The organism is Planococcus sp. S3-L1, assembly GCF_030063085.1.
Taxonomy (GTDB): domain Bacteria; phylum Bacillota; class Bacilli; order Bacillales_A; family Planococcaceae; genus Planococcus; species Planococcus kocurii.
In genome coordinates this window covers 247942-270176 of sequence record NZ_JASISN010000002.1, presented here as the reverse complement: position 1 = coordinate 270176, position 22235 = coordinate 247942, and the positions used below count along the sequence as shown (strand labels likewise).

The window sequence follows — 22235 nt, the reverse complement described above, 5'->3', positions numbered from 1 at the left end:
AGTCACGAGATTCGTGACTTATTGGAATTTCAACTGAAGTGCTTTTTCAACTACATCAGGAACTAGGCCGTTAATATTGCCTTGATATTTCGCCACTTCTTTTACAATGCTTGAACTAAGGAATGAGTATTGGTTATTCGATATCATGAATAAGGTTTCAATATTTTCGTTTAAAAACCGGTTCATCGAAGTGATTTGCATTTCGTATTCAAAATCACTGACAGCACGTAAACCACGGATAATGGCATTGGCCCGCACTTCAACTGAATAATCGATTAGAAGACCTGAAAATGAATCCACTTTGACGTTAGGCATAGACTCTGTAACTTTCGCAATCATTTCCATTCGCTCTTCAACATTAAACAATGGATTTTTGGAAGAATTATTCATCACTACTACTTTTACTTCATCAAAAATAGTAGATGCTCGTTTAATGATATCCAAGTGACCCATGGTAATCGGATCAAAACTCCCTGGAACTACAGCAATTTTAGTCAACTTGCTCTCCTTCTTCCCCCTGATAGCGGTAAATTGAAATCATCGTACTGCCATAAAGCTCTTTTTTATAGCGTTCAAAATACATCGTTCGATCTGGAAGTTCTACTTCACGATCATGTTCACAAACTACAACCGCATCTTCTGTCACAATTCCTAGTTCTCCCGCTTGGTCCATCAAATCATAAGATTTTTTCATATGATAAGGTGGATCGAGAAACAACAGCCTGGCCTGCACACCATTTTTCTTAATCGCTTTTAATGCACGTTCTGCATCTGCCCGGTGAACTTCAGCACGGTCGGTTAAACGGACTTTTTCCAAGTTTGCGTGAATTGTTTCAACAGCCCGCTTGTCTTTATCCGTAAAGATGACGTGATCAATACCACGGCTTAGGGCTTCAATTCCCAATCCACCACTTCCTGCAAATAAATCCAACGCGTATCCTCCGTCAAAAAATGGACCAATCATATTGAAAATAGATTCCTTTACTTTATCTGTCGTCGGTCTGGTCGAATTGCCCGGAACCGCTCTCAATGGAATTCCTTTAACAGAACCTGCTACAACACGCATACTTATCGCCTCTAACTTAAATGATTTTCTTGATGCATTTTAACTGCCTAATGGTAAAATGAAGACTGGAAAGGACGTGAAATGATGATACAACGTTTTATTGAACTCGGAGAAGGGTACGGAGATATCTATGAGCTCCGTGAGCTAATCACAAGCAACAAACAACGCTTTATGCACGGATTTGTATTTGTTTCAACAAATCCGCAGGGACACAATGTATTGTCAATTGCAGCAGTATTTAAACCGGCTTCGGAAGGAAACTTTATGCCGATCTATCTTTGCCGTGAAGGAATTCCAGTCGACTCTAAGCGTTTAGCCGTTTTTGAGCAAGTCGTTTCAGAACTCGGACACAGTCCCATCAAGATGGAAGTCAAGCACTCATCCGTATATGCAGATAAAAAAATCTATCATAGCCATCTAATTTCAGTTTTAAGATTAAATCACTATATTCCGCCTATGCAATAATCAAAGACCGATTTTGTAATCATATTCCTTTGCTTTATCCGGCTTGGCGTTTTCATATTCTGTTTTAAGAAATGGCCGTTGGGATTCGAGTACTTGTTTCACATAAGGTAATTTGTTCAACTTTGTTTTGGTTGCTTCGATAACTTCTTGGTCCATATAAAGGACTACATATTTCAATTTACGTGAAATATAATGAACGTGCCCGAATTTCCGTAGCGATTTGGCTTGTTTCAAATGATGCACATAGACAATGAGGCCTTGGCGATCATGCATAACTATCCCTCTTTTCTTAGAGTCTAGAATACCATAGGAAAGAAAAAAGCCGCAACCGAATAAACTGACAGTACGGCAAACTATTCGCTATACTGTTTTTATTAGAGAAATCCAGGGAGGTAATTTACAGTATGGGAAAAAAGACTACTATCGGTTTAGCAGCTGTAGCCGTTGGAGCCGCAGCTTGGGCAGGCTCAAAGGCTTTAGCTAATCCAAATCAACGTCCTGCTAAAGAAGTACTAAATTACGAACAGCCGATTGTGCTGGCACATCGTGGAGGTGCCAAACTGGCACCTGAAAACACGATGGCTGCCTTTAATCGCTCAGCCGAACTTGGCGTCCACGGCTTTGAAATTGATATTCGCATGACAAATGATGAAGAAATCCTCGTTTTTCATGATGAATTTATTGACCGGACAACAGACGGAGCCGGTAGAGTTGCCGATATGTCACTCGAGCAATTAAAAGCTTTTGATCTCGGGTATCATTTTATCGATTTAGACGGACAACATTCCTACCGTGGCAAAAATGAAAAAGTGGTCTTGTTGCGCGAACTGATTGAACAATTTCCGCAGCTATATATTAATATTGATATTAAGGATGCACCAGAAACGTATGAGGGCAGTTTAGTGCCTTCAAAACTGTGGCGACTGATTGATTCGCTCGGAGCCCAAGATCGCGTGGCTGTTACTTCTTTCTACGATGAACAAATCGATCGTTTTAATTTGTATGCTCAAAATCGTGTAGCAATAGGTGCCGGAGAAAATGAAGTCCGGAAAGCGTTTACGTCTTTTAATAGTCAATTCGGGCATTTGTATCAGCCACGAGCAGATGTTTTTCAGATTCCTGTAAAGTCTTCTCTGTTCCGGTTAGATTCTTCTCGCTTTATCGCATTTCTAGAGAATTTGAATATTCCGGTACATTATTGGGTTATCGATGAACCAGACACGATGCGTGCATTAATTCATGCAGGTGCAAAAGGCATCATAACGGATCGCCCTGATCTTGCTGTCGCTGCTATTTCAGAAACTGCAGAATAATAGGCATAAAAAAAGTGCAACGCAATCGTTGCACTTTTTTTATGAAAATTTTCGAAGTCGAGTCGTTATGCCGAACACGAACAACCGCCACCAGTGCCACAGCTGCTTCCACAGGAAGAGTCTGAAGAGAAAAACGGATTAGAGGACGGGATTTTCACTGCCTCTGATACCGATCGGCCGATGATAAAGCTTACTTGATCCATTAGATCCTGAAGCTCGTTCTCCATCAAACGCAGATTGGCTACTTTTTCATTTAAATCTAAGCGACGCTTATCCACCCGGATTTGCTTCATCACACGCGAGTATTCTGGATGATATTTGCCAAAGCGTTGAACTTCTTCATATTGTTCTTTTAACCTAGCAAAGGCATGGATTTCATTTGCTAGATTTTTATCGTTATAGACAGAGTCATAAGCTTCTCGATAAAGATCGGCTTGCTCTGATTGTAGAATCATTTGGCTCAACTCATCTGCAAAGTCAGTTATTTCAGCCCATTCATAGGTCATAATCATAGCATTTTCCTCCTTTACGCTTTAATCATAGCAGATATTTTTGCATTTCACTATAGACTTGAAAGGAATGTCCTTATGTGTACAATAACTGAGCAATTTGCTCGCATTATAGAAAATAGTAACGAGGAAGATTTAGCTATTTTAACTGATTACTTAAGTAATTTCGAGAAAAAACAACAAGGCGAATTTTCTACTTATTTGAGTGCTAGTCTAAACATGACACGCATTACAGACGAGCAATCTTCTGTCGTCACTATACCGAATACGCCATTTATTCATAATAATGTAGCCATTCCACACGGCGGTATTCTTGCAGTTTTGCTCGACACGGCAATGGGTACTTTGGCAAACAGTAAATGTCCAAACGGCACTACAGCTGTCACAACAAATCTGACCATTCATTATTTGACGGTCGCTACCGAAGAAACCATAAGTGCACGTGCCCATATTATTCGTAGCGGGAGACATACGATGGTACTTGAAGGAAATATCTTTCAAGCAGACGGAAAACACATTGCGACTGCAACCGGTTCTTTTTTCATTATTCCTGAAAAAAAAGAGTCAGTTACTGCTTTACAGCAGTAACTGACTCTTTTTCAAGAAAAATCTGTGTATAATATTTTCCGAACGCTCCCACTCCGGTTTCAGTGTATTGGTCATTCAGTAAGGTTTTACGGTGAATGTCTGAATTGATCCATCCGTGTGCAGTTTCTGCTGCATCATAATAACGTTCAGCTGTATTGACAGCTGCCTCTTTGAATAAGATATTGCCCTCTTGCAAACGCGCATGTAAATCTTTAAATTCTATTTCTTCAGAAGAAAAATTCTGTCTGGCCATATCTTCACTATTGGCTTCAGCAACAATGCTTGCTTGCGGATCAATACTTAATGTTTTTGATTGATGACGCAGACGATAAATATTGACTAAGTCGGCGATTTGCTTAGCATTTGCCTGATCAATCGATTGTTGCATAGTGGAAGAAGGAGCTTGGATTGGCAGCAATTCACCAGAGAACATCATGTCGTATGGATGATGACGAATTAAAGTCTCAGCGTCCATAAAGCGAACAGCTTCTAATACACGATCAGTAGAGTCAATATAGAGCTGTGCGTAAACGCCATCGAATTTAACCAGGATGCGCTTATCCATATCTTCAGCAGTGACATTGAATGTATAAACATTAGCGCCATATTTAACCGTCACTTCATTTTCTAATATGGTAAACCGATATATTTCATCTAGACTTTGCCCAATCTGATAAGGAGTGGCATCTGTTGCAGTACCTGCTGTATAAACTTGAACTACTTTGTCGTCTTTTATCCCTACCATTGTAAAGTGAACATAGCTGGCATTGTAGATCCACCATTCGTAGCCGTAAGCAGAAGGTTCTTTCCGTTCAGGTTCTCCGTACTGTTCAATCCAATGATCGCTAGATTTACCTATATAACTTGAAATTCCTTTTAGAGGACGATCAATATCCAAAGACTCATCTGTAATATGTTCGCTCGGCAATGGATCTGCCGTGCGCGGAGCTTCAAGAACATCATTCTCGTTTATTGAAGGATCCAAGTAAAATAACCCGATCAGAACTATCGATAGAAAAATCATAATACGCAACAAGTCTTTCAACCGAACAGCCCCTTTGCTATTGTATCTTCCTCATTATAACAGTCGCCTCTACACTGACACAATCTAGCCATTGCAACAACTTAAATTATGATCTATTATTAAAGGAGCATGTAGTCTTTTTTGTTAAAGAGGAGGAGAGATCCTATGTATTTTGAAAATACAGGACTTGAAAACATTCACGTTGATGGCGCATTACTTGAAAGCATTATGAACAAACAGAGCTTGACCAAAGAAGGTCAGTGGGATTATGAGCGTGTCACTTATGACCGTAAATTCATCGTGCGTGAAGGCACTTATTATTTACGCGTATTTGCTTATGCTACTTCTGGAGACGTCGATTCAAACGATGCCACAATGCGCGTCTTAAAACCCGTACTTGGTAAGCATTATTATCCACACGGCGTTGAATACGGTGAAGATGAAAATTTCCCAGAACACTTGGTTAAAACTTGTATCGGAATATTAGACGCTATTAAAAAAGACGTCGAAGCTTTCGAAATCAGCGTATGAAAAATCCCGCAGTTCATCAATTGAACTGCGGTTTTTTTAACCAATTCATGAACATTTTAACTTCATAAGGAGGATTTAATACGTGAAGTGGTTGACGAAAAGAACAGTAACAATCGCTATTGTAGTAGTGGCTTTGATTTTAATTTCAGTTTACATATTACCTGTTTCTATCCCTCTGATCATCGCTTTGATCACTGCTATTTTTTTAGAACCGCTCGTAAACTTTATACATAAAAAATTCAAATGGCATAGAAAGTCTGCCGTCATCTCTGTATTTATCTTATTTTTATTAGTAGTTTCTCTGCTGCTTTATTGGATTGTTACTCAATTAATCGGACAAATCATCCAATTTTCTAAGATGGTTCCAGAGTACACGAATTCCCTGTCCGTCATGTGGGATGAGTTTCAAAGTTTTTTCTTTCGCTCAACACGAGATATGCCAGTTGAAGTCATTTCTTCATTTGAAACTGAACTGGCGGGCTTTATGGAAGGAATTCGCAATTGGGTACTGACCATTGTCAATTACGATACAGTAACAAATTTATTGACTGGTATTCCTTCTTTTCTTGTTAGCTTTATTGTCTTTTTAATTGCCTTGTTTTTGTTTATGTTGGATTTACCCGATTTGAAAATCTTGCTTTTCAAACGGCTAAAAGAATCGACAGCTGAAAAAGTTCGTTTCATGTTTGCACGTTTAAATAAAGTGATTTTTGGATTTCTAAAGGCTCAATTTCTCGTAAGTTGTATCATCTTCATCGTGTCACTCATTTCTTTAGCTTTCATTACCCCGGAATATGCTATCGTTATGTCTTTAATCATTTGGCTAATTGATTTCATTCCAATTTTGGGATCTATTATCGTTTTAACTCCTTGGTTTGCTTATGAATTTATAACGGGTGACGTTGTCCAAGGAACTCAATTAGCAGTTCTAGCATTAGTTTTATTGATTATTAGAAGAACGGTAGAGCCAAAGGTTATGGGTACACAAATTGGCCTGTCTCCATTAGCTACGCTAATCGCGATGTTTATCGGATTGCAGCTGATTGGTTTTCTCGGATTTTTTATCGGACCATTGATTGTTATTCTCTTTACATCAGCACGCGAAGCTGGAATGATTAAAATGGATTTTAGAGTATAGAAAAAGGGGCTGTCCCAAAAGGTCATAAACAATGACTTTTTTGGGGTACAGCTCCTTTTGCATGTGTCAAAACAGGCTACTTTCCTTTCCAGCGCTCGCTTTCTGCGGGCACGGCCTCAGCCGGCTACACCCTCTCCATTCCCATCAGCCGTTCTGGAACGAAAAAATGAGACAAAAAATCGTCCATTTCTGTAAAATGAGAGCCATCACACCACCAGTAGAAAAAAAGATTTTATGTGAAATCTGAAGTTGACTTCTCCGAAGGATAGCACGGAAAAGTGATGATGGACGTCCTCTTTAAACAGATAACGCAAAATTGACGGAGAAAGTGTGTTCGGTCTATCAAGAGCAATCCATCATTCCGGTAATTTCTCCTCTGGGACCTCGATAAAGTGCACACGGCGTTCGGGATTGTGGCATTGTCACTTCTACATTTCAGGCGATAATTCCAAAAAAACAGACGAAGAAAAAGGAATTCTTTTTCTTCGTCTGTTTTATGTTAGAGACTGATTGGACAACCTCTTTTTTATCCACCTAAAATAGCTTTGAATACTGAGGTTGTATGGCCACCTTCATAAAATACATAAAGGAGTAAGTAAACCATGACACCAGTGATTGCTGTAGAAAACCAGACAACACTAGTAATCGGACCAATTTTGCGATGCTTCGTCAATTGATTTTTCCAGCCCCAGTAAATAGTGAAAAGGCCCATGATTCCACCGGTTGTAGCCAAGGTAATATGAAAAATCAAAAATACGGTATAAAAGATTTTTAAATCATCTGGCCCGCCAAAAGCGGTATTGCCGATAAAAATAGTCCGAGACATGTAGATGATGAAGAAAGTGAGTGCCGAAGCCCCTGCTCCCACCATCACTTTCTTGTGAGCTTCAATTTTGCGGCGAAGGACTAGATTCCAGCCAATCGCTACTAAAATTGCGCTTAATACGATAAAAAATGTACTGATAGTCGGCAATAGCGGCAAATTCATTTAAGTTATTCTCCTTTATGATTCAAGCATTGTGTCTGTGGTAAGCCATATCTTTACGGTCTTGCAAAGATTTTGCTGTAATTGCATCCGCATTTTCTGTTTCATTACGTAACCACTCGTAGAATACTAGCCATAAGAAACCTGTAAAAACAAGCTCCTGAAGCACTTTCATTGTAATTCCACCAGTTCGTTGATCTTCAATCGCTGACATCGTAGAGAATAGCTCAGGACCTGATAGGTTAAGCTGCGATAGCGTTCCAGCAGGCACACATAGCGCCATTGCTTGCAGCCAAGCTTCACCATCCGTATAGGTTGCGTAAAAAGGAGTTCCACTAAAGATGATCAATGCACATGCAGGGGTCATTAACACGCTAAGTCCAAATAAATACCCCAATTTCTTCAAACCATGAAATTTATGCATGCCTTCCATTTTATTCACTACCGGCCACCAGTAAAATATAGCAGAGGTAAACAATATAACGTTAGTCACTCCGTGAATGAGCATATCTTGTTTAACAAAATCAAAAACCAATGGAATGTGGTAGAGTGAAAAGACCATTCCGAACAAAATCAGAGCAAGCATTGGATTAGTGAAAAAATTAAACAATGGCTTGACAACTGGCAGATTGATAAACGCTCTCCACAGATAAGTTGGTATCCCCATAATCAACAATGGCGGAATCAACAGAAGCAATAACGCCATCTGGATCATATGCATAGTAAAAAGAATATGTCCATATAAATCTACAGGCGAACCTTTAATAATATAGAGCAGAATTATACCAGTTACAAAAAGTCCAGCTTCTTTTATGTTAAGCGGCTGATGGCCTTTAAACTTTCCGCGCCATTTTACAGTGATTAAAAAATAGAGAATCGTCACTAAAACGAGGACGGCTAAGTAAACGGGACTCCATAAAGCTTGGAATCCGAAGATACTGATTGGCATGGAACGGACCTCCTTTTCCTCAAGTACCCTAATTATATAGTGGTCTATGAACTATATCAATGAACGAACTATGAACAATACAAAACACAGACAGATTCATGTCGAATCTGTCATGAATCAAGCGAACGCATTATTTCCATAGCCCGATGCCTCATGACTCTTTGTCGCTTTGTGTACACAACAAATCAATGGCAGAAAAGAAACTGTCATGTAAGTCTTTAACATAAAACAGACGGAGAAAAAGAATTCTTTTTTCTCCGTCTGTTTTTTTGAATTGCGGTCCAGAATCCCGAAATCGGTGTGCATTTTTTCGAGTTCTCCGAGATGATTTTTACAAAACGATCGATTGTCCTTGATAGGAACGACAACACTTGCTACACCAATTTGCATCTGCTGTAGATTTCTGTCATCGATTTATTAGCAAAAGCTGATTTGACCTTTGCTTTCATTTTAAAGAAATGGTCTTTTAAAAGATCCAAACTGGCTAATGGCAGCCAAGACGCTAAGAAAACAGTCCCTCTCAATAGACATCCGTTCATTCTGTCGCACGCAAAAAGGAGCTGCACTCAAAAAGTCATTGATTATGACCTTTTGGCACAGCCCCTTTCTAAGAGATTCTACCACCAAATAATTGTTACGAATGTGAGAACCGTGATGAAAGCTACAAACATTCCACAGAACATAAAGAACGCAACCATGCCGTGTCCTTTACCGCTCATGTGCATGAAGTAATACAGTTGAAGAATTACTTGAATGCCTGCTAACAATAAAATAATAGGAACAATCAAGTAAACCGAAAATCCAGCCGCAACCATAGTAAAAGCAATTAATGTTAAGAAAATCATAATTGCGAAAGTTGCTAGATGGCCTCTCATTTCATCTGCTCTTTTTTTCTTGACGTATTCGAATTCTGCCTGCGATCTAACATGAATATGTGTATCGTGTGCCATTATCCGATCACTCCCATCAAATAGACGACAGTAAAGATGAATACCCATACGACGTCAATAAAATGCCAGTATAACGAAGCTAAATAGAATTTTGGTGCATTGTACATGTTCAAACCGCGTTTTGCGTTACGAAGCATCAAGGCAATAAACCAGCTAAGACCGAATAGTACGTGCGCACCATGCGTTCCAACGAGTGTAAAGAACGCCGAACTGAACGCACTATTGGTATAGCCAAATCCTAAATGGACGTAATGATTAAACTCATAAATCTCCAATCCAAGGAAAGTTAGACCAAGCAAAACGGTAATCCCAAGCCAAGCCTGCATGGCTTTAAAATTATAGTTTTTCATGTGATACATAGCGTAAACACTTGTTAATGAAGATGTTAAAAGAATCATCGTCATAGCAAAAACTAACGGTAGTTCAAAAAGTTCAGCGGCAGAAAATTCCATGCCGCTTGGCCCTTTGTCTTTTAATGCAAGATATGTTGCGAAAAGAGTCGCAAACGTTACTGTCTCAGCTGCAAGAAGCAACCAGAAGCCAATAAACTTATTTTTCCCTTCCATCGTAGCCGTCTCAGGGTGTTCGGGCCATGATTGAGGAGTATATCGTTGATTAATGTCCATCAGTGTTGCCTCCTTTCGCATCTTTCAGTAATTCTGCTTTTGTAATGTGGAAGCCTAAATCATCTTTTAACGAGCGAAGCAACATTGAACCGAAAGTAATGACTAGTCCAAGAATCAAGACCGCTAATGCCCAAGGCTTGTCGCCATCAAGGAAGTACAATGCACCAAATGATGCGATGAACATTCCTAGTGAAATTACGAAAGGAATGATTGAGCCATTTGGCATATGGATATCACCAAGAGGTTCTGCGAAAATCATGCCTTTTTTATTGCCTTCCATTTTTTCGATCCAGTACGTATCAAGACCACGAACTAATGGTGTTTGTGCAAAGTTATAAAATGGCGGTGGAGATGGAATAGCCCATTCCAATGTACGACCGTCGCCCCATGGGTCATTGCCGACACGCTCATTTTTAACCGTTGTAATCACGACGTTGACAAGGAGAATGATGACACCAATCGCCATCAAAACAGCTCCAACTGAACTAATTGCGTTAAACAAATCCCAGCCTTGATCTGCGCTGAACGTGTAAACACGACGTGGCATACCCATTAACCCTAGGAAATGCTGAATGAAGAATGTTAAATGGAATCCAATAAAGAAGAACCAGAATGTCCATTTTCCTAATTTTTCGCTAAGCATTGTTCCAAACATTTTTGGCCAGTATAGATGTGTACCTGCAAGAATACCTAGTACAACACCACCGACAATAACATAGTGGAAGTGAGCTACGATAAAGTACGAATCATGCAATTGGTAATCCAAAGGTGCGATTGCTTGCATGACTCCTGTAACTCCACCAGCTACGAACGTAGGGATGAACGCTACAGCGTAAATCATTGGAACAGTAAAGGAAATATTGCCTCCCCAAATTGTCAGTAACCAGTTAAAGATTTTAATTCCGGTTGGAACAGCAATGATCATTGTCGCTAAAGCGAAAACAGCATTAGCTGTTGGCCCTAAACCAACTGTGAACATATGGTGAGCCCAAACCATGAATCCGTAAAAACCAATTAGGATTGTAGCAAAAACAAGTGCCGTGTATCCGAAAAGACGCTTACGCGAGAAGATTGCAAAGATTTCGGAGAAAATACCGAAAGCCGGCAAAATCAAAATGTAAACCTCAGGGTGACCGAAAATCCAGAATAAATGCTCCCAAATAATCGTGTTTCCGCCCATTTCAACTGCAAAGAAGCTAGCATCGAACATACGATCAAAGATCATAAAGAATAGTCCGACTGTAAGTGGTGGGAAGGCCAATAAGATTAGAGCAGAAGCAACAAAAGTTGTCCACGTAAACAATGGCATTCTCATGTACGTCATACCTGGTGCGCGCATATTGATAATCGTTACTAGGAAGTTAATCCCTGCTATCAATGTACCAAAACCAGATATCGTTAATCCCAGTGAATAAAAGTCGATTCCGTGACCTTCAGATGCAAGTGCGAGCGAAGCATAGTTCGTCCAACCTGCGTCTGGTGCGCCTCCCATAAACCAAGAAAGGTTTAAGAAAATACCACCAAAGAAGAATAACCAGAAACCAAGTGAATTTAAGAATGGGAAAGCCACATCACGCGCACCAATTTGCAAAGGCATAATGGCGTTCATGAAAGCCAGTAAAATTGGCATGGCTGCCAAGAAAATCATGGTCGTACCGTGCATGGTAATAACTTCGTTATATGTTCCAGCACTTAGGAAATCATTTCCTGCTTTAGCTAACTGGATACGGATCAACATCGCTTCAACGCCACCAACAAGGAAGAAGAAACCACCTGAGATGAGATAAAGGATCGCGATCTTTTTATGATCGACAGTTGTCATGAAGTCCCATATTGTAGCGCCGAAGCCCTTTTTTTGAGCAATAGAACTCACAGTGAATACCTCCCTTTTTTAAGCTTTTTTCTACTCTTCAACTGATAGGCCCATTAGATAAGCCGCAAGAGCATCAAGTTCTTGATCTGACAGTGCTTTTCCATTATTTAATGAAGCCGCTTCTGGCATTAAGTTACCAGGTTTGTATTCTTGTGGATCTTGAATCCAATTTTTAAGATTTTCTTCGTCGTGTTCCAAGTATCCAGCAACACGGTTACGATCGCCAAATGTTGCTAAGTTAGGACCAACGCCACCAGTTCCGCCAGCACCAGAAACAGCATGACACTGGATACAAGCTAAACCGTCAGCTCCAAACAATTCTTCGCCTTGTTGAGCAAGATCTCCTTCAACTGCAGCTGGTTCTTCGGCTTGCATAGCTGTTACCCATTGGTCAAACTCTTCGCGATCCACAGATTTCACTTTGAAATCCATCAATGCGTGAGAAGGTCCACAAAGCTCAGCACATTTACCATAGAATACACCGTCTTCAAGTTCTGCTGACTCCTGGTCAAACTCTAAATAGAACGTGTTGACGTTTTCAGGGTTTACATCCAATTTACCGCCAATAGATGGAATCCAAAACGAGTGTTTAATGTCCGCTGAAATCAAGTTAAAGTAAACGCGTTCATCAGTCGGTACGACCAATTCTTGAGCAGTTACAATTCCTTGTTCCGGATATTCAAATTCCCACCAGTAAAGTTTTCCAGTTACGTTGACCGTTAAGTTAGATGACTTACCATCTTTTGCTTCAACGTCCATCGTAGAAACGTCAGCCAAATCAAATGTTGAATAAACTGTTGGAACAGCAAGAATTAAAAGTAAGACAATCGGAACCGCTGTCCATAAAAATTCTAATTTCGCGCTTCCTTCAACTTGTTCCGGAATCATGTCTTCCCCCATTTTCGAACGGCGGAATTTAACGATTGCTAAAACGAAAATAATTGTTACAACGATGATGACAAATAGCATAACAACTGATGATAAAATCAACAGATTAAATTGATCTTGAGCAACTTTGCCCGCTGGTATCAAGGTCGAAATCTCTTCGCGCCCACATCCCGCAAGAAAAACCAATAATGTGGTCATCAATGCGAAAAGCCGCCATTTTTTAATCCCTTTCATCATAGCTTTTCATACCCCTCTCTTGTATAAGTAGTTTCTCTGTAGAAATGGTGTTTTAGATGAAGACAGCAAAAATAATCATTGAAACAAAAAGAATGGTCATATAGTTCAATGAATAAATAAACATCGTCTTCGCCCATTTCAAGTCATCAGTCACCTTAAAGCCACGAATAGCTAATACAAGCCAACCGATGTTTAAAAGTGTCGCTAAGATGATGAAGCCTGTCCCAAGTTCCATTAATAGGAATGGCAACGGGAAAAGCATTACAACCCATGCAAGCATAGATTTCTTGGTTCTGTGAAAACCTTTAACTACCGGTAGCATAGGAATATTCGCTGCCCGATATTCTTCTGTTCGTTTCATAGCTAACGCATAAAAATGCGGTGGCTGCCAAATGAACATGATCAAAAACAATGCCCAAGCACCCGTCCCGAGTGTTGGTTCGACAGCAGCCCATCCGATTAGTGGAGGAATAGCACCAGAGATGCTTCCCACAATCGTGTTGCTGACATAACGTCTTTTTGACCACATAGAATACAAAACGACATAAGCTAAAATTCCGGCAATCCCAAATAAACCAGCTGATACAGAAGCGGAAAACAAAAATAATTCGCCTATAACGATGAAAGAAATCGCAAGTGCCAATACAGCTGATGGCTTGAATCTTCCTGTTACTGTCGGACGTGATTTTTTACTTTCCATCAAAGGGTCTATATCTGTATCAATATAGTTGTTCATAGCTGCTGAACCCGCAATGATTAATGCTGAACCGACAATCGTATACACAAGGATATCCAGCTCATTCAGAAAATGTCGGTCGGAAAACTGAAATGCAAGCCACAATCCTGTAAAGACTGTAATCAGATTAGAATTTACGATTCCAATCTTTATAAGTGCCAAAAAGTCTTTCAGAAATGTAGTTGCTTCCGGTGTTTCGTTTGTCTCTGCAGACATTGCCCGGCCGTTTGACATATAAGTCCCTCCTTTCAAAGTTGTAAGCATACTCCGCTAATCATAACTATATCTAAATTCCAGTTGTTTTTCTACATATAACTGAAATTTCCTGATAAAAGAGATGATTTTCACGTAATTGGTCTCACAAATATACATCTCTTATCATACCCTAACGGCTACACTATTTTAAGATAGAAAAATAATAGTTTTTGAACAGTTTGTGAAGCCCCCTTTATTATGTCCAAATCTTGAAAGTTTCCACTATTGCTGATTTCTCGTTGTATTTTGAAGTAACATTCGCTATTATCGAGTATGCAGGTAAATAGGAGTTTAAAATTTTTTCTATAGAAAAAGTAGGTGGTAACTTGCAGCAAAATAAATACATTAAATGGTTTGCCGTAGCGGCTACTATAGGCATGTTATTGATTCTTTTAGGCGGCGCTCTTGTCACAAAGACCGACAGCGGCTTAGGCTGTGGACGAAATTGGCCAGATTGTAATGGCAAGTTGATTCCAGATAATATTACAGCTGAAGTATTAATCGAGTTTTCACATCGTCTCGTCACAGGAGTAGTTGGTATACTAATTGTCATTTTGGCAGTATGGGCATGGAGAAAGTTCGGACACATTCGTGAAACTAAATTCTTAGCAGTCATGGCCGTTTTCTTTTTAGTCTTGCAAGCATTAATCGGCGCAGCGCAAGTTCTCTGGGGACAAGGTGATTTCATTCTAGCTCTGCACTTTGGAATCTCTTTGCTATCGTTTGCTTCTATATTGCTTCTGACTTTATTAATTTTTGAAGTAGATCGGAAGTTTGATGCAGATCGCTTACAAATTGGTAAGAAATTACGTCTTCACACAATCGGCGTTACTTTGTATTCTTATCTCGTCGTTTATACTGGCGCTTTGGTTCGTCACACAGAGTCTAGTCTCGTTTGTGCAGATTGGCCGTTGTGTCGAAATGACAGTTTCGCATTGCCGAGCAATATGTATGAATGGGTACAGATGGGGCATCGTGCCGCTGCCGGCTTGATTGTCATTTGGTTAGGCTATATCGCTTGGCATGCAATCAAGCAGTATAAAGATCAGCGCGTCATTTACTGGGGATGGAGCATCGCTTTCATCATCGTTTTACTTCAAGCAACGACCGGTATGCTTGTTGTGCTAACAAAACTAAACTTAGTTGTCGCATTGCTTCACTCTTTATTAATTTCTATGCTGTTTGGTTTACTGTGCTACATGGTGCTGCTTGTTTCACGCAGCCGTATCAAAAAATCTTCATAAAAAATAGGGCTGGCGCTTTTGCGCCAGCCCTATTTTTTATTTTCTTTCCATTTCAATTAGCAAATCTCCTGTAGAAATACCGTCATTAGCAACTACATGGATTGCTTGAATCGTTCCAGCAAAAGGAGCTTGAACAGTTGTTTCCATTTTCATCGCTTCTGTCACGAGTAAATGGTCACCGCGTTTTACTTTAGCGCCTGTTTCTGCAAGTACTTTTAATACTGTTCCAGGCATTGTCGCAGCAATATGGTTTTCATTTGTTGGATCTGCTTTTGGTTTGGCCGTATTATCGGTTTCCACCATCATATCCTGAATACTCACTTCACGCGGTTGGCCGTTCAATTCAAAATAGATAATGCGTGTCCCGTCTTTTTGTGGTTCACCAATTGATACCATTTTCACCATAAGTGTCTTGCCTTTTTCAATTTCTACTTCAATTTCTTCGCCCAGTCTCATTCCGTATAAGAATGTTAATGTATCAAGAACAGATACGTTGCCGAATTGGGTATTCGTCGTTGTGTATTCATCAAATACTTTTGGATAAAGTGCATAAGCCAAAACTTCATGACTTGTTACTGGACGTTCTAATTTATCATACAAAGTTCTCTTAATGGCATCAAAATCTGCCGGTTCTAGCAGTTCACCTGGACGAACCGTAATTGGTTCACGCTCTTTTAGAATGACTTTCTGAAGTTCTTCTGGGAATCCGCCATGTGGTTGTCCAATATACCCTTCAAAAAATTCAATAACTGATTCGGGGAAGTCGATTGTCTTGCCGCGTGTGATTACTGTTTTTTCATCTAACTCATTTTGAACCATAAACAATGCCATATCCCCTACTACTTTAGAAGAAGGAGTTACTTTTACGACATCTCCAAATAATAAGTTGACGCGTGAATACATTGCTTTTACTTCTTCCCAGCGCAACCCAAGCCCTACAGCTTTAGCTTGTTGCTGAAGATTGCTGTACTGACCACCTGGCATTTCGTGGACGTAGATTTCTGAATGTGGGCTATTCATGCCACTTTCAAAATCTACATAGTATTTGCGAACGTCTTCCCAATAATGAGACATTTTTTCGAGATTTTTCACATCTGATCGAATTTCACGTTTGCCACCGCTCATAGCATAATGTAGAGAACTTGCACTTGGTTGTGATGTAAGACCTGCCATTGACCCTAGAGCTGTATCAACGATATCAACACCTGCTTCAATCGCTTTCGAGTACATATAAATTCCGTTACCACTCGTATCATGCGTATGAAGGTGAATTGGCAATGACACAGTATCTTTAAGTTCGGATACTAAACGATATGCCGCTTCTGGCTTTAACAGTCCCGCCATATCTTTAATCGCTAAAATATGTGCGCCTGCTGCTTCTAATTCTTTAGCCATATCTTTATAATATTGAACCGTATATTTGTCTCGACTCGGATCCAAAATATCTCCAGTGTAACAAATTGCCGCTTCAGCGACTTTGCCCGATTGGCGGACTTCATCAATCGCCACTTCCATACCTTTGATCCAGTTTAAGCTATCGAAAATACGGAATACATCGATTCCTGCATCTCCAGATTTGCGAACAAATTCACGAATCACATTATCCGGGTAATTCTTATAGCCGACCGCATTTGCTCCTCGGAACAACATTTGGAACAAGACATTCGGAATATCTTTACGAAGTTTGATCAAACGTTCCCAAGGGTCTTCTTTTAAAAATCTGTAAGAGACATCGAACGTGGCGCCTCCCCACATTTCCAAAGAAAATAGATCACTCTGCAAACGAGCAGTTTCTTTCGCAATTTCAAACAAATCATGCGAACGAACGCGTGTAGCTAATAGAGATTGGTGAGCGTCACGGAACGTCGTATCTGTAATTAACACATCTTTTTGTTCATGAATCCATTTCGTTAATCCTTCCGCTCCTTGCAAATCAAAAATTTGCTTTGTGCCATTTGGCGCTGGAGACAATAGATCGATTTCCGGTTTTCTTGGAGCCGTATGAATTGGTTTCTTTTTCTTCTCAATTCCAGGGAAGCCGTTAACTGTCACGTTCCCTATATAACTTAATAATTTAGTACCGCGGTCTTGTCGGACTGGGAAGATAAACAACTCTGGAGTCGTATCAATAAAGCTCGTATCAAAATCGCCTGTAATAAAGTTTTTATGTTTTACAACATTTTCCAGAAAAGGAATATTCGTTTTGATTCCACGGATACGGAATTCCTGAAGATTGCGATCCATTTTAGCAGCTGCTTCTTTGAATGTTAATGCCCAAGTCGATACTTTCACTAAAAGAGAATCGTAATAAGGTGAAATAACAGCCCCTTGGAAGCCATTTCCTGCATCAAGTCTTACGCCAAATCCACCACCCGAGCGGTAAACCATCAATTTTCCGGCATCTGGCATGAAATCATTCAATGGATCTTCTGTCGTTACACGCGATTGAATGGCAAAACCGAATAATGGAATGTCACTTTGTTGCGGAATTCCTACTTCTTCGCTATGAATCATATGTCCTCTGGCGATGTGAATTTGCGCATGAACAATATCGATTCCTGTAATCATTTCTGTAATTGTATGTTCAACTTGAATCCGTGGATTTACTTCGATAAAGTAAAATTCATCATTCGCTACAAGGAATTCGACTGTACCGGCATTTATGTAGTCAATATTTTTCATTAACTTGACTGCAGCATCACAAATTTCATTGCGTAATTCATTGCTGATTGAATTGGAAGGTGCAATTTCCACAACCTTTTGGTGACGGCGCTGGATCGAACAATCTCTTTCATACAAATGGATAACATTGCCCTCAGAGTCTCCCAAAATTTGAACTTCAATGTGTTTTGGTTTATCAACAAATTTTTCCACATACATTTCATCGGATCCAAATGCAGCTTTCGCTTCAGACTTTGCACGTTCATAAGAAGATGCTAATTCTTCGTGAGATCTAACAATTCGCATTCCACGGCCACCACCGCCAAGAGACGCTTTGATCATTAACGGGAATCCGGCTGTTTTGCTGAACTCTTCAACTTCCTCAAGTGAATCAACAGGACCATCTGTCCCTGGAATCACAGGAATACCAGCCGCAATTGCTTGTGTGCGCGCTTTTACCTTGTCTCCGAACATGTCTAAATGCCGCGAAGTTGGACCAATAAAAACAATTCCTTCTTCTTCACAACGTCTAGCAAAATGAACATTTTCAGATAAGAAGCCATAGCCAGGATGAATTGCATCCACATTGGAATCTTTAGCGATACGAATGATGTCTTCGATATCCAAATAAGCGTCAATTGGTTTTTTTCCTTTACCAACCAAATAGGATTCATCCGCTTTGTACCGATGAAACGAACCACTGTCTTCTTGAGAATAAATCGCAACTGTTTGAATTTTCAGTTCTGTACAAGCGCGGAAAACCCGAATAGCGATTTCTCCGCGGTTGGCCACCAAGATTTTGTCAATCTCCTTCACACCGCAGCACACCCTTTACTTTTTGGTTTTTTCGTATTTATTGAACATGGAAACATTCATTAATACTCCCATAGCTAAAGATAACAAAATTACGGACGTTCCGCCATAGCTGATAAAAGGAAGTGTAACACCCGTCAACGGAATGATGCCCGTTAACCCTCCTAAATTCACAAATGACTGGATTCCAATCATACTGGCAATACCTGCTGCAAGCATTCTCGCTAACGGATCATGTGTTGTCATCGCAATCCAAAGTCCACGAAGTACAATAAAGCCTAACCCACCCAAAACAAACACTACACCCAACACACCCAGTTCTTCAGCAATGACTGACATAATGAAATCGGTATGGGGTTCCGGTAGATAGCCCAATTTCTGAATAGATTGACCGAGTCCTAAACCACTCAATCCCCCAGAGCCAATAGCTAGATAGCCGTTAACAATCTGAAAACCAAATCCTAATTCATCCGAAAACGGATTAAAAAAAGCATCCAGACGTCCAAGACGTTTTTCAGTAAAAATCATATCTCCTGCAAAAATCATGAAAGGCACAATAATAATAGATGCTGCCGCAATAAAAATACCTGCAAGACGGATAAATGGTTTTAAGCGAACACCACTCGCTGACATAACCGATAAACCGACCGCTCCAATAATTAGCATAGAACCAAGATCGGGCTCAAGAAATACAGAAAACAGGACAAGCGTCAAAATAATAACAGGTGGTATAATCGCATCATTCAATTTGTTGATGGTGCCATTGTGATATTTGTTTGAAAACACTCCTGATAAATAGAGAATGATGCCGACTTTTGCTACTTCTGAAGGCTGTATATTAGCAAATCCAAGGCTGATCCAACTTTTAGCACCACCCGCTGCAAAACCGACAAAATGCACAGCAACCAAACCAGTAAAAACCACTGCTAGAATGATCATCATCATCCATCTCTTTTTAAAATGTTTGTATGGGAAAACTGCTGCAATCGCGAAAACTGGAAACGCAATTGCTAAATTTATTAATTGTTGTATGTAAAATCGGTCCGGCTCAGAGCCATAATAATTGACTGACCAGGCCATACTTGAACTGTAGATCATAATCAAGCCAAATATTATTAAAGCCAGATAAGTAAAAAATAAAGGATAATCAAAGAACTTTGCGTATTTCTTGATGTAAGATTTCATTTTAATACCTCTTTTAAATTTGATGGATTAGGGAGAAAATGCAAATCGCTGCATAAATTTGATAGGTAACAACAATTTTAAATGAAATGCCAGTCTGCCTGATATATGAAAAAAGGCTACCTTAAAGGCTGACTTTTCAATGGTGTCTGGCACCAACGAACCTCTAATTGATGAAGAGTCTAACTAGAATATGTCCTTAAATTTTAAAAAAACTCAAACAAATTTCGTTTGAGTTTTAGATCATTTATTTGTATACGCTTCGTGAAGAATGGAAAGTTTCTTTTCCAGCGTATCCATTAAATTTTTTCCAGCCTCACGTTCGATTAGCCCCAGCTTAACCGCAAAATCGATTTCACGCGATAGGCCGAACATTTGGGTGTCAAGCACCTCTTCATATAAAGGACAAGATGGCAATGTCAAATGATCCATTTGCACCTTAATCAATTGCTCAATTTTTTCTGCATCAGCTTTGAGGAGTTCCAAGGCCTTCAGATGGTATGTTTGTTCTTCTGTATGTTCCATGAGGAATCCCCCCATATTATGAGTTTTCTTCTCTATTTTCCTGTTTAAAGTGTATCTTTTAAAAAGAGAAAATGCAAGCCTCTATAATGAAAGAGATGAATCCCTTTAGGAACTTGACACAAAAAGGTATACTATTAAGAGAGCAACTATTTAAGATGGAGGGTTTACCCATGGAATTTATTGTACCTTTTAAAGGTGAAGTGAAATTTAAACTTATATTAGATCCTACTGTATGGATTTTTGACGACCGTAAGTTGAATTTGGAAACGTATTTTCAAGAAGAGCGAATCGAAAAAGACGAACTTGAAGACTATAAGCGTGGAATGGGTGAACATTGGTCTCGTGAAATCATGGAAGGCAGTACCGTACCGCCGACTTTGAATTCAGAGAAAACCTATAAGAGTAAAGAAAAAAAAGAAATGCTAACAGGAACTTTCGGCATTCTTTTCAAGCCATTCCTTTTGAATGCAGAACCTTTTGAACATGCAAAACGTGTAGTTTTTGAAACCTTAAACGGTGAATTCGAATTTCCAATTGAGCATGCTGCACAACTAATTTTCAAATTTAGTGATCATGGCAAACCTTTAAAAGAAGATGGTCCTGTTCATGTACTTCTTCCAGATGGATCGAACCAAGACAATCCCATTACCGATATCCAAGCCATCCGAGTCGAATAGGAGTGATTCAATATGCGTGTAAAATGTGTAATTTGCGATAAGATCGAAGAATTAGTCGATGATACATTACAAGCAAAACGTCTGCGAAATAGACCCATCCATACACATATGTGCAATGAATGCCACGACCGGATCACAGATAGAACAAAAGAACGCATTGCCACGGGTTCTTTTCGATTTTATCGTAGTTCCCGTAGCATTGAGGATGATTTCTGATGAAGCTCTTAAAAGGTCTCTGGATTGGCTTTTGGAGTGGGTTGATTTTAGGACTTTTAATGAAGTGGATTCAATCAGTCACTGGCGTTCAAATATATACACTATTACTGAATGTTGATTTTGTTCCAGTGATCGGGACAATACAATGGTCAGAAGTTACGGAATTTATTTTTCATATGACGATTTCACTGATTATCGGTGTTGTCTTTGTTTATTTAGCCAAACGACGAAATTATTCATTTGGTCAATTGGTGCTCATCAGTTTACTGATGTCAGTTCCTTTCCCGTTTCTTTACTTTTTACTATCTTATCTTGCAATTGAAGCTAATGTTCCAGCTGTTACAGATTGGGGAGCGTTTCTGTATTGGGTTTTTTCTCACCTCACATACTCCTTGTTGCTGCCTATTCTCTATAAAACTTTTGAACGCAAAAACGCTGTATCTCAATGAGATACAGCGTTTTCGCGTTTTTCGCGCCATAAGCGGATTTTATAAAGAATCAGTATGAGCGCTGCAATGACTAGCCCTTCAACAATTGGTAAGAAAAAGGCAAGAAACGTAAGCCCTAAACCACCGATTGCCAAAAACAAACCAATCGCTACATTTTTTCCAAGTGATAACTTTTTAGCAAACCCCAATTTATAAACAAACGCCGAGAGCAGGAAAATTATCGCAAACAATGCGTATCCTGCCATTTCAAAACTCGGCAAATTTTGATACAAAATTCGAGCTACCGGATACATATTGTCATAGACAAAAGCTTGTTCGTCCACGGTTATACATCC

Annotated in this window: 25 protein-coding genes; 9 read left to right on the top strand and 16 right to left on the bottom strand. The window is 39.7% G+C overall.

The window, feature by feature from the left end; translation table 11 throughout:
- Positions 1 to 18: 18 nt before the first annotated feature.
- Together coaD and rsmD are read right to left on the bottom strand one after the other, a co-directional pair.
- Entirely contained in the window at positions 19 to 498 is a 480-nt protein-coding gene (gene coaD, locus QMF37_RS03405) for a pantetheine-phosphate adenylyltransferase (RefSeq protein WP_071153606.1), read from the bottom strand.
- On the bottom strand, positions 491 to 1066 hold the full coding sequence (gene rsmD / locus QMF37_RS03400) for a 16S rRNA (guanine(966)-N(2))-methyltransferase RsmD (RefSeq protein ID WP_071153605.1): 576 nt from the start codon (positions 1064 to 1066) through the stop codon (positions 491 to 493). The genes coaD and rsmD overlap by 8 nt, the downstream gene beginning before the upstream one ends.
- An 84-nt stretch (positions 1067 to 1150) precedes the next feature.
- Here rsmD and QMF37_RS03395 point away from each other — a divergent pair, with 84 nt between their 5' ends.
- Positions 1151 to 1531, top strand: a complete 381-nt coding sequence (locus tag QMF37_RS03395) for a DUF7147 family protein (protein ID WP_058384852.1) — start codon at positions 1151 to 1153, stop codon at positions 1529 to 1531.
- On the opposite strand, the gene QMF37_RS03390 is transcribed toward QMF37_RS03395, so the two are convergent.
- Positions 1532 to 1804, bottom strand: coding sequence for a YlbG family protein (locus tag QMF37_RS03390; protein ID WP_058384851.1), 273 nt, complete (start codon positions 1802 to 1804; stop codon positions 1532 to 1534).
- A 131-nt stretch (positions 1805 to 1935) separates the two neighbouring features.
- Here QMF37_RS03390 and QMF37_RS03385 point away from each other — a divergent pair, with 131 nt between their 5' ends.
- Positions 1936 to 2844: a glycerophosphodiester phosphodiesterase family protein gene (locus QMF37_RS03385; RefSeq protein ID WP_071153604.1), complete on the top strand. Its 909-nt coding sequence runs from the start codon at positions 1936 to 1938 to the stop codon at positions 2842 to 2844.
- A 65-nt stretch (positions 2845 to 2909) separates the two neighbouring features.
- Here the strand turns inward: QMF37_RS03385 and QMF37_RS03380 are convergent, their stop codons facing one another.
- A complete protein-coding gene (locus QMF37_RS03380) occupies positions 2910 to 3356 on the bottom strand; it encodes a YlbF/YmcA family competence regulator (protein WP_058384849.1) in 447 nt (148 codons plus the stop codon).
- A gap of 75 nt (positions 3357 to 3431) precedes the next feature.
- Between QMF37_RS03380 and QMF37_RS03375 the strand changes: the two genes are divergently transcribed.
- Positions 3432 to 3941, top strand: coding sequence for a PaaI family thioesterase (locus tag QMF37_RS03375; protein ID WP_071153603.1), 510 nt, complete (start codon positions 3432 to 3434; stop codon positions 3939 to 3941).
- Here QMF37_RS03375 and QMF37_RS03370 read toward each other — a convergent pair.
- Positions 3922 to 4986, bottom strand: coding sequence for a CAP domain-containing protein (locus tag QMF37_RS03370; protein ID WP_071153602.1), 1065 nt, complete (start codon positions 4984 to 4986; stop codon positions 3922 to 3924). The genes QMF37_RS03375 and QMF37_RS03370 overlap by 20 nt on opposite strands.
- Positions 4987 to 5130: 144 nt before the next feature.
- On the opposite strand from QMF37_RS03370, the gene QMF37_RS03365 reads away from it, so the two are divergent.
- Positions 5131 to 5496, top strand: coding sequence for a YugN family protein (locus tag QMF37_RS03365; RefSeq protein ID WP_058384846.1), 366 nt, complete (start codon positions 5131 to 5133; stop codon positions 5494 to 5496).
- Between the two features lie 82 nt (positions 5497 to 5578).
- A complete protein-coding gene (gene ytvI, locus QMF37_RS03360) occupies positions 5579 to 6634 on the top strand; it encodes a sporulation integral membrane protein YtvI (RefSeq protein WP_071153601.1) in 1056 nt (351 codons plus the stop codon).
- Between the two features lie 526 nt (positions 6635 to 7160).
- On the opposite strand, the gene QMF37_RS03355 is transcribed toward ytvI, so the two are convergent.
- The 7 genes from QMF37_RS03355 to cyoE form a co-directional block, all read right to left on the bottom strand.
- Positions 7161 to 7622: a DUF420 domain-containing protein gene (locus QMF37_RS03355; protein WP_071153600.1), complete on the bottom strand. Its 462-nt coding sequence runs from the start codon at positions 7620 to 7622 to the stop codon at positions 7161 to 7163.
- Between the two features lie 22 nt (positions 7623 to 7644).
- Positions 7645 to 8568 (bottom strand): cytochrome c oxidase assembly factor CtaG, encoded by a 924-nt coding sequence (gene ctaG, locus QMF37_RS03350; RefSeq protein ID WP_071153599.1) that lies wholly within the window; start codon positions 8566 to 8568, stop codon positions 7645 to 7647.
- Positions 8569 to 9185: 617 nt separating this feature from the next.
- Positions 9186 to 9518 carry a cytochrome c oxidase subunit IVB gene (gene ctaF / locus QMF37_RS03345; RefSeq protein ID WP_058384841.1) on the bottom strand — a complete coding sequence of 111 codons (333 nt, stop codon included), beginning with the start codon at positions 9516 to 9518 and terminating at the stop codon, positions 9186 to 9188.
- Positions 9518 to 10144: a cytochrome (ubi)quinol oxidase subunit III gene (locus QMF37_RS03340; protein WP_058384840.1), complete on the bottom strand. Its 627-nt coding sequence runs from the start codon at positions 10142 to 10144 to the stop codon at positions 9518 to 9520. Before QMF37_RS03340 ends, ctaF begins: the two co-directional genes overlap by 1 nt.
- Complete coding sequence (gene ctaD / locus QMF37_RS03335) at positions 10134 to 12017, bottom strand: cytochrome c oxidase subunit I (RefSeq protein ID WP_071153597.1); 1884 nt, start codon at positions 12015 to 12017, stop codon at positions 10134 to 10136. The genes QMF37_RS03340 and ctaD overlap by 11 nt, the downstream gene beginning before the upstream one ends.
- A 30-nt stretch (positions 12018 to 12047) precedes the next feature.
- Positions 12048 to 13142: a cytochrome c oxidase subunit II gene (gene coxB / locus QMF37_RS03330; RefSeq protein ID WP_078080577.1), complete on the bottom strand. Its 1095-nt coding sequence runs from the start codon at positions 13140 to 13142 to the stop codon at positions 12048 to 12050.
- 52 nt (positions 13143 to 13194) lie between these two features.
- A complete protein-coding gene (gene cyoE, locus QMF37_RS03325) occupies positions 13195 to 14112 on the bottom strand; it encodes a heme o synthase (protein WP_058384837.1) in 918 nt (305 codons plus the stop codon).
- A gap of 347 nt (positions 14113 to 14459) precedes the next feature.
- On the opposite strand from cyoE, the gene QMF37_RS03320 reads away from it, so the two are divergent.
- Positions 14460 to 15377, top strand: a complete 918-nt coding sequence (locus QMF37_RS03320; RefSeq protein ID WP_071153595.1) for a COX15/CtaA family protein — start codon at positions 14460 to 14462, stop codon at positions 15375 to 15377.
- A gap of 36 nt (positions 15378 to 15413) precedes the next feature.
- Here QMF37_RS03320 and pyc read toward each other — a convergent pair whose 3' ends face one another.
- From pyc to QMF37_RS03305, 3 genes are all read right to left on the bottom strand, one after another.
- Positions 15414 to 18854, bottom strand: a complete 3441-nt coding sequence (gene pyc, locus QMF37_RS03315; RefSeq protein ID WP_283476547.1) for a pyruvate carboxylase — start codon at positions 18852 to 18854, stop codon at positions 15414 to 15416.
- Positions 18855 to 18869: 15 nt separating this feature from the next.
- Positions 18870 to 20036, bottom strand: a complete 1167-nt coding sequence (locus tag QMF37_RS03310) for an FtsW/RodA/SpoVE family cell cycle protein (RefSeq protein WP_058384834.1) — start codon at positions 20034 to 20036, stop codon at positions 18870 to 18872.
- A gap of 240 nt (positions 20037 to 20276) precedes the next feature.
- Positions 20277 to 20558, bottom strand: a complete 282-nt coding sequence (locus QMF37_RS03305) for an Fpa/YlaN family protein (protein WP_058384833.1) — start codon at positions 20556 to 20558, stop codon at positions 20277 to 20279.
- A gap of 170 nt (positions 20559 to 20728) precedes the next feature.
- Between QMF37_RS03305 and QMF37_RS03300 the strand changes: the two genes are divergently transcribed.
- From QMF37_RS03300 to QMF37_RS03290, 3 genes are read left to right on the top strand one after another with little or no spacing between them, the layout of a single operon-like run.
- Positions 20729 to 21235 (top strand): peptidyl-prolyl cis-trans isomerase, encoded by a 507-nt coding sequence (locus tag QMF37_RS03300; protein ID WP_283476543.1) that lies wholly within the window; start codon positions 20729 to 20731, stop codon positions 21233 to 21235.
- 12 nt (positions 21236 to 21247) lie between these two features.
- Positions 21248 to 21451, top strand: coding sequence for a YlaI family protein (locus tag QMF37_RS03295; protein WP_058384831.1), 204 nt, complete (start codon positions 21248 to 21250; stop codon positions 21449 to 21451).
- Positions 21451 to 21900 (top strand): hypothetical protein, encoded by a 450-nt coding sequence (locus tag QMF37_RS03290; protein WP_058384830.1) that lies wholly within the window; start codon positions 21451 to 21453, stop codon positions 21898 to 21900. The genes QMF37_RS03295 and QMF37_RS03290 overlap by 1 nt, the downstream gene beginning before the upstream one ends.
- Here QMF37_RS03290 and QMF37_RS03285 read toward each other — a convergent pair.
- Entirely contained in the window at positions 21894 to 22223 is a 330-nt protein-coding gene (locus QMF37_RS03285) for a YlaH-like family protein (protein ID WP_058384829.1), read from the bottom strand. The genes QMF37_RS03290 and QMF37_RS03285 overlap by 7 nt on opposite strands.
- Positions 22224 to 22235: the final 12 nt, after the last annotated feature.